Annotated in this window: 5 protein-coding genes; 3 read left to right on the top strand and 2 right to left on the bottom strand. The window is 68.1% G+C overall.

Annotated features, from left to right (window positions below):
* Nucleotides 1-158: 158 nt before the first annotated feature.
* Nucleotides 159-2,339 carry a malate synthase G gene (locus G6023_RS11575; RefSeq protein WP_182635595.1) on the bottom strand — a complete coding sequence of 727 codons (2,181 nt, stop codon included), beginning with the start codon at nucleotides 2,337-2,339 and terminating at the stop codon, nucleotides 159-161.
* A 119-nt stretch (nucleotides 2,340-2,458) separates the two neighbouring features.
* Here G6023_RS11575 and dapF point away from each other — a divergent pair, with 119 nt between their 5' ends.
* Both dapF and hflX read left to right on the top strand, forming a co-directional pair.
* Nucleotides 2,459-3,349 carry a diaminopimelate epimerase gene (gene dapF, locus G6023_RS11570; protein ID WP_182635593.1) on the top strand — a complete coding sequence of 297 codons (891 nt, stop codon included), beginning with the start codon at nucleotides 2,459-2,461 and terminating at the stop codon, nucleotides 3,347-3,349.
* 52 nt (nucleotides 3,350-3,401) lie between these two features.
* Nucleotides 3,402-4,850 (top strand): GTPase HflX, encoded by a 1,449-nt coding sequence (hflX, locus tag G6023_RS11565; RefSeq protein ID WP_120283417.1) that lies wholly within the window; start codon nucleotides 3,402-3,404, stop codon nucleotides 4,848-4,850.
* Between the two features lie 39 nt (nucleotides 4,851-4,889).
* On the opposite strand, the gene lexA is transcribed toward hflX, so the two are convergent.
* A complete protein-coding gene (gene lexA / locus G6023_RS11560; protein WP_371517770.1) occupies nucleotides 4,890-5,600 on the bottom strand; it encodes a transcriptional repressor LexA in 711 nt (236 codons plus the stop codon).
* A 189-nt stretch (nucleotides 5,601-5,789) separates the two neighbouring features.
* Between lexA and G6023_RS15760 the strand changes: the two genes are divergently transcribed.
* Nucleotides 5,790-5,978, top strand: a 189-nt coding sequence (locus G6023_RS15760; protein ID WP_206680997.1) for a hypothetical protein, incomplete at its 3' end; no start/stop codon positions are given.

Below are 5,978 nucleotides of genomic sequence, written 5' to 3'. Positions count from 1 at the left end.
GCCCGCCCGCCGGACGCCATCGGGCCGGGCGCAGGACGCCCGCGGCCGTTAGAGCGGAGAATCCGCCACCCCCGCCCGGAACCGGCCCCACTGGCGCGGGATCGGAGGTCGGGCGGACGTGGCGGATTCTGCGGGTCGGCGGGTGGGCCGGCGCCGGTCTAGCCCGCGTTGGCGGCCTTGAACTCGCGACGACGGCGATGCAGGATCGGCTCGGTGTAGCCCGACGGCTGCTTGGTGCCCTCGAGGATCAGTTCCCGGGCCGCCTGCCAGGCGATGGACGAGTCGAAGTCCGGTGCCATGTTCCGGTAGGCGTCGTCGCCGGCGTTCTGCTTGTCGACGATCTCGGCCATCCGGCGCAGCGAGTCCTCGACGTCGTCGGCGGTGATGATGTCGTGACGGATCCAGTTGGCCAGCATCTGCGAGGAGATCCGCAGGGTGGCGCGGTCCTCCATGAGGTTGACGTCGTGGATGTCCGGCACCTTGGAGACGCCGATGCCCTGCTCGACCCACCGCACGACGTAGCCGAGGATGGTCTGGCAGGAGTTGTCGACCTCTTCCTTCTTCTCCTCGCCCGTCCAGTCCGTGGACGGGGCCAGGGGGACGGTGAGGATGTCGTCGACACTCGCGCGGGCACCCCCGGCGAGCAGTTCTTCCTGCCGGGTCATGACGTTGACCCGGTGGTAGTGGGTGGCGTGCAGCGTGGCGCCGGTCGGCGAGGGCACCCACGCGGTGTTGGCGCCGGCCTCGGGCTGGCCGATCTTCTCGGCGAGCATCTCGGCCATGAGGTCGGTCTTGGCCCACATGCCCTTGCCGATCTGGGCACGGCCACGCAGGCCACACGCCAGACCCGTGTCGACGTTGAAGTCCTCGTAGGCGTTCATCCACCGGGCGCCCTTCATCTCGCCCTTGCGGATCATCGGCCCGGCCTCCATGGAGGTGTGGATCTCGTCGCCGGTCCGGTCGAGGAAGCCGGTGTTGATGAACACGACTCGTTCGGTGGCCTCGGCGATGCAGGCGGCGAGGTTGACCGAGGTGCGACGCTCCTCATCCATGATGCCCACCTTGAGGGTGTTCTTGGGCAGCCCGAGGAGCTTCTCGACACGACCGAACAGCTCGGTGGTGAACGCGACCTCCTCCGGCCCGTGCTGCTTGGGCTTCACGATGTAGATCGACCCGTGTCGGCTGTTCCGGCGCTCGTTGCCCTCGGCGATCCCGTGCATACCGGCGAGCGAGGTGATCAGTGCGTCCAGGATGCCCTCGGGCATCTCGTTGCCGTCGGCATCGAGCACCGCCGGGTTGGTCATCAGGTGGCCGACGTTGCGCACGAACAGCATCGAGCGGCCGTGGAGACGGACCTCACCCGAACCGTCGGGCGCGGTGAAGACCCGGTCGTCGTTGAGGACACGGGTGAAGGTCTTGTCGCCCTTGGTGATCTCCTCGGACAGGTCTCCCTTCATGAGCCCCAGCCAGTTGCTGTAGCCCTGGGTCTTGTCCTCGGCGTCGACGGCGGCGACCGAGTCCTCGAAATCCATGATGGTGGAGACGGCGGACTCCAGGACGACGTCCTTGACGCCGGCGCCGTCGGTCGAGCCGATGGGGGAGTCCGGGTCGATCTGGATCTCGATGTGCAGACCGTTGTTGCACAGCAGGACCGAGGACGGGCTCGAGGGCTCGCCGAGGTAGCCCACGAACTTCTCCGGGGCCGCCAACCGGGTGCTCGACCCGTCGGACACGGTCACCTGCAGGCCTCCGTCGACCACGGCGTAGGCCGTGGAGCCCACGTGGCTGCCCGACGCCAGCGGTGCGGCGTCGTCGAGGAACTCACGGGCCCAGTCGATGACCTTGTCGCCGCGGACCTTGTTGTACCCCGAGCCCTGCTCGGCGCCGTCGGACTCCGGGATCGCATCGGTGCCGTAGAGGGCGTCGTAGAGCGAACCCCAGCGGGCGTTACCCGCGTTGATCGCGAACCGGGCGTTCATGACCGGCACGACGAGCTGCGGGCCGGCGACCGTGGCGATCTCCGCGTCGACGTTCTCGGTCGTGACGGAGACGGACTCGGGCTCGGGAACCAGGTACCCGATCTCCTGCAGGAACGCCTTGTAGACGCCCGGGTCGATCGGCGCCGGGTTCTCGTGATGCCAGGCGTCGATCTGGGACTGCAACCGGTCGCGGGTGTCGAGCAGTTCGCGGTTGCGGGGGGCCAGCTCGGTGAAGATCTCGGAGGCGCCCGCCCAGAACGCGTCGGGATCGACCCCGGTGCCCGGGATCGCCTGGGAGTTGACGAAGTCGTACAGGACCTCGTCGACCTGGATTCCGCCGACAGTGATGCGTTCGGACATCGATGCTCTCCTGGAGGTAGGGGACCGTTCTCCAAGTCGACTCTAGTGGGCGTACCGTCCGGCATCATCCGACATTTCCACAGTGCGGAACGGTCCCCGCCGGCGAGTACGATTTCGCCATGACTTCGACGCGCCAGGCCTCGCAGCCCGACGGTATCGCCTTCCTCAAGGGCCACGGCACCCTCAACGACTTCGTGATCCTCCCGGACGATCAGGCCGACCTGGACCTCGACGTGTACCTCGTACGAGCACTGTGCGATCGGCGTGGCGGAATCGGCGCCGACGGAGTCCTGCGGATCGCGACCGCCGGAGCCCTCGTCGACCGCGGCGTGCTCGCGACCCTGCCGCCCGGCGTGGACGGTGCGGACTGGTTCATGGACTACCGCAACGCCGATGGTTCCATCGCGGAGATGTGCGGCAACGGGGTCCGGGTCTTCGCCCACGCCCTCGTCGCGACCGGGAGAGCGGAGGCCGGCTCGATCCCGGTGGGCACGCGGTCAGGGGCCCGCCCCGCCGAGGTCCTCTCACACTCGGGTGTTGACGCGGTGGTGCGGGTGGACATGGGGGAGCCGCGTCTGCTGGGTCTGTCCTCGGCGGAGGTCGGTGGCCGGACCTTCGCGGGACTCGCCGTCGACATGGGCAATCCGCACCTCGCCTGTGTGGTCCCCGATCTGGACGCCGCGGGCCTCGCCGGGCTGCCGGTGCAGGAGGCCCCGGTGTATGACCGGGACTTCTTCCCCGACGGCGTCAACATCGAGATCGCCACCCCGATAGTTGACGGTCGGGTCTCCATGCGGGTCCACGAGCGGGGATCAGGGGAGACCATGTCCTGCGGAACCGGAATCGTCGCGACCGCGGTCGCCGCGCTGGCCGACTCGGGGGAGGCGACGGGCGACGTCGTCGTGGTGGTCCCCGGCGGCGAGGTGGAGGTCTCACTCACCGAGGCCGGGTCCTCGCTCACTGGGCCGTCCACACTCGTCGCCCGCGGTCATTACCACCGTGGTCGGTAGCACACCGTCTCGCACGGGACACCGGGGGCCCGGTGTGAGAAGATGAACCCGAATGACTACTGATCACACGGCCGCTGACCGGCCGACACGCGACCTCGATCCGTCCATCGGTGATTTCCAGCTCGAGGAGAGATCCTCGATGCGCCGGGTGGCGGGGCTCTCCACCGAACTCCAGGACGTCAACGACGCCGAGTACCGCCAGCTCCGACTCGAACGGGTCGTGCTCGTCGGTGTCTGGACCGAAGGGTCCGCCGCGCAGGCGGACGCCGCGATGGCCGAGCTCGCCCAGCTCGCCGAGACCGCGGGATCGGAGGTGTGCGACGCGCTCATCCAGCGGCGTGACAAGCCCGATGCCGCCACCTACATCGGGTCGGGCAAGGTCAGCGTCCTCAAGGACGTGATCGCCGCGACCGGCGCGGACACCGTCATCTGCGACGGCGAACTCACCCCTGGACAGTTGCTCGCGCTGGAGAAGGCGGTCAACGTGAAGGTCATCGACCGTACCGCGCTGATCCTCGACATCTTCGCGCAGCACGCCACCAGCCGTGAGGGCAAGGCCCAGGTGACCCTCGCCCAGATGGAGTACATGCTCCCCCGTCTGCGTGGGTGGGGCGAGTCGCTGTCCCGCCAGGCGGGCGGTCGTGCCGGGAGCAACGGCGGCGTCGGTCTTCGTGGCCCCGGTGAGACCAAGATCGAGACCGACCGGCGTCGGATCCGCGAGCGGATGGCCCGTCTGCGCCGGGACATCAAGGGGATGAAGCAGGCCCGGGACACCAAACGGCACCGACGGCGTACCACTCCAGTGCCGTCCATCGCCATCGCCGGCTACACGAACGCCGGGAAGTCGAGCCTGCTCAACAGGATCACCGGAGCCGGCGTCCTGGTTCAGAACGCCCTGTTCGCCACACTCGACCCGACGACGCGCAAGGCCGAGTTGCCTGACGGCAGAGCAGTCGTCTTCACGGACACCGTGGGATTCGTCCGACACCTGCCGACCCAGTTGGTCGAGGCGTTCAGGTCCACACTGGAAGAGGTCGTCGACTCCGAGTTGCTCCTCCACGTCGTGGATGGTTCGGATGCCTTCCCGCTCCGCCAGATCGAGGCGGTGCGCAAGGTGATCAACGAGGTGGTCGAGGAGCAGAACGCGGAGCGGCCTCGGGAACTCCTGGTGATCAACAAGATCGACGCCGCGGATCCCGTGGTCCTCACCGAGTTGCACCACGCGCTGCCCGACGCCGTGTTCGTCTCGGCGGTCACCGGGCAGGGTGTCGACGAACTCCTCGAGCGAATCACGCAGATCGTCGCCTCCGGGGACACCGAGGTGACCCTGTCCGTCCCGTACTCCCGCGGGGACGTGGTGTCTCGGGTCCACGCCGAGGGCGCAGTGGTCGAGGAGGAACACACCCAGGACGGAACCCGGCTGGTGGTCCGACTGCCCGCGTCCGTGGCCGGCGAACTGGACGAGTTCGCCGCCCGCGGTCCACATGACGGCGCCGCCTGACCCCTGCGGGGACGGGCGGCGCGTCGTTCGAACCGGGACTCAGAGTTTCCGGAACACTGTCACGACCTTGCCGAGGATCGTCGCGTGCTCGCCCGGAATCGGGCTGAACGACGGATTGTGGGGCAGCAACCAGACTCCGCTCGAGTCGTTCCGGAAGGTCTTGACCGTCGCCTCCCCGTCGATCATGGCGGCGACGATCTCCCCGTTGTCCGCGACGTTCTGCCGCCTGACCACCACGTAGTCGCCGTCGCAGATGGCGGCGTCGATCATCGACTCGCCGACGACCTTGAGCATGAACAGATCGCCTGATCCGACGAGGTCCGACGGCAGGGGGAAGATCTCCTCGACGGCTTGCTCCGCGAGGATGGGCCCGCCCGCCGCGATCCGGCCGAGCACGGGGACGTAGACGGGTTCGACCGCGCCGCCCGGACGCTGGGGCTCCGGAGCAGGTGACCGACGGCCCCGTGACTTCTGCCCCGGGACACCGTGGACATCGACCGCCCGCGGCTTGTGCGGATCCCGCGTCAGGAAGCCCTTCTTCTCCAGCGTGCGGAGTTGATGCGCCACCGACGACGTGGACTGCAAGCCGACCGCGTCCCCGATCTCGCGGATGCTCGGCGGATAGCCACGCTCCTTGACGGTGTCGTGGATGTGGAGCAGAACGCTCTTCTGTCGGTCCGTCAGTGACTCGAAATCGGGCTTCGGCATCTCGTGTGGTCCCTTCGGCGAATGGATGTTCGACGCTGTGATCTGTCTACACCCTAGTGCCACGGGCTGCGGCGCGCCACACACGTGTTCGAAGAAATTCCTCCGTGGATCGTGACTGTGTCGGAGTCGCGTGATACAACTCTAGGGGAGTTCGGATTCGAACAGATGTACTGAGAAACACATACAGGTGTGCGAATCACGATCGCACACCGTATCGAGTAGGGAGCCACCATGACCGTTGTCGAGCTTCAGTCCCACCCACGTCCGGCCGCGCGGTGGACCGAGGTCTGCCCCGACGACCATCGTGGACGGGTCGCGCACCTCGACCGGCCCGGTGACGTGTCGGCGCGGTCCACCCGTGCGCCGCGACGCCCCCTGGCCCGACCGGAGGGCAGCCGGCCCGCCGTCACGTCCTCGCGT

The organism is Dietzia sp. DQ11-71, from assembly GCF_014144995.1.
GTDB classification, from domain to species: Bacteria; Actinomycetota; Actinomycetes; order Mycobacteriales; family Mycobacteriaceae; genus Dietzia; species Dietzia kunjamensis.
Note: the sequence above shows the minus strand (reverse complement) of the source record. Positions and strands in the feature narration are given on the sequence as shown.